The organism is Nonomuraea sp. NPDC049028 (assembly GCF_043197735.1).
Classification (GTDB): domain Bacteria; phylum Actinomycetota; class Actinomycetes; order Streptosporangiales; family Streptosporangiaceae; genus Nonomuraea.
Genome location: NZ_JBICTR010000037.1, coordinates 1 through 1,338 on the forward strand (window position 1 = coordinate 1; position 1,338 = coordinate 1,338).

At 62.9% G+C, this 1,338-nt stretch carries 3 protein-coding genes; all 3 read right to left on the reverse strand.

Features of this window, described 5'->3' with window-relative positions:
- Positions 1-198: 198 nt before the first annotated feature.
- A complete protein-coding gene (locus ACGFJ2_RS59185; RefSeq protein WP_393484267.1) occupies positions 199-561 on the reverse strand; it encodes a hypothetical protein in 363 nt (120 codons plus the stop codon).
- Positions 554-886, reverse strand: coding sequence for a hypothetical protein (locus tag ACGFJ2_RS59190; RefSeq protein WP_393484270.1), 333 nt, complete (start codon positions 884-886; stop codon positions 554-556). Before ACGFJ2_RS59190 ends, ACGFJ2_RS59185 begins: the two co-directional genes overlap by 8 nt.
- A 198-nt stretch (positions 887-1,084) precedes the next feature.
- The coding region (locus tag ACGFJ2_RS59195) for a hypothetical protein (RefSeq protein WP_393484273.1) at positions 1,085-1,338 on the reverse strand (254 nt) is incomplete at its 5' end.

Genomic DNA, 1,338 nt, shown 5'->3' on the forward strand with positions numbered 1-1,338 from the left:
TGACATTGGGGGCGTTAGTTGGCCCATGGGAGCGGTAGATGGCCCGGCTGTCGAGGCGCTGGGAGCGAGATTGAGCCGAAGCACGGTAGTCATCACATAGGCAGGCTTGATGCCACCTGTGACTGTGCGATCGGATCGGCCAGGTCCGCGGGTGGGTCGCGGGTTCGCGCGCATTCCGATCAGCGGGTGCGGTTCTGCTCAGGTCTGCGGGTTCTGGCGGGCTCGTTCCTGGTCGGCCAGGAACTTGTCGAGCAGGTCGAAGAGGACGTCGGTGACTTGGGTCTCCTCTTCCGGAGTGAGGTCCGGTCTGACTCCTGCCTCGCCGAGGGCGATCTGTTGGATCTGGGCCTCCCAGACGAGGTTGGTGCCGACTTGATGGCGGGCCATCAGCCATTCGCGCCAGCCGTCGAGCCCGGGTCCGCCATGTCGGCGAGCAGCTTGGTCGTAGCCGATCAAGAAGGCTGTCACGCCCTTCAGCGATGGGCGGCCGATGAACATGCCGGTGCGCCTGGCGAACTGGTTGAAGTATTCGCGCTCGCTCATGTCGGTCAGGTCAGTCATCCTCGGATCCTCTCCGGCGAACTCCGGTGCAGGCTATGACCTTGGTGGTGTCCGGTGTGAGGAACAGGATGTAGTTCCAGGTTCGGTCGGCTGAGGTGATGGAGCCGAGTCGGATCGGGGATTGATCGAGGCTGTTGAGGGTGTCGACCGTCTGCTGAAGGGCCTGGGTTTGGGCACCTTGTTTCGTGGTGAGGCGGAGTCGTCGGCTGTAGGTCGTGGCCAGTTCGGATGCTGGCGCGTGTCCGTCCCAGATGGTGAACTGGCCGTTGTCGGCGAGAGCGGCGCGGGCCGCTCTGCAGGCTCCGGTTGCTGTGTCGAGGAGCATGAGGAGATCGTCTCGGTTCAGTGGTTGCTCCACTTGCAGATCTTTATGTGGGTGTTGCGGATGTTAGCCAAGGTGACAGGTGCCCTGCCTTATCGGTGACAACAAGCGTGCCTCACCCGAACTGGCCGCGCAGGTCAAGCAGCCCCTCCGGTGACAACTACCGTGCTTCGGCTCAGAGATCAGATCGGCTTGAGCTGATCAGCCGTCGAGCATGCCGTCGATGTGTTCTGCCATCTGATCGGCATGGCGGAGGAGGATCCTCCTGAGGTGCGCGTAGTGCCGCTTCGGACGGACGGCCTGAAAGTGATACCAGGTGTCTTCGTGGCGCCAAGCCTTCTGGACGCCTGAGGGCTGTGCGGCCTCGATCGGTCGTGGGGCGAAGAGGTGTTCGCCTTGGGTGACTTGCGTCCAGACCAGCACGGAAGCGGTTTGGCGCTTGCGGTCTCCCAAGT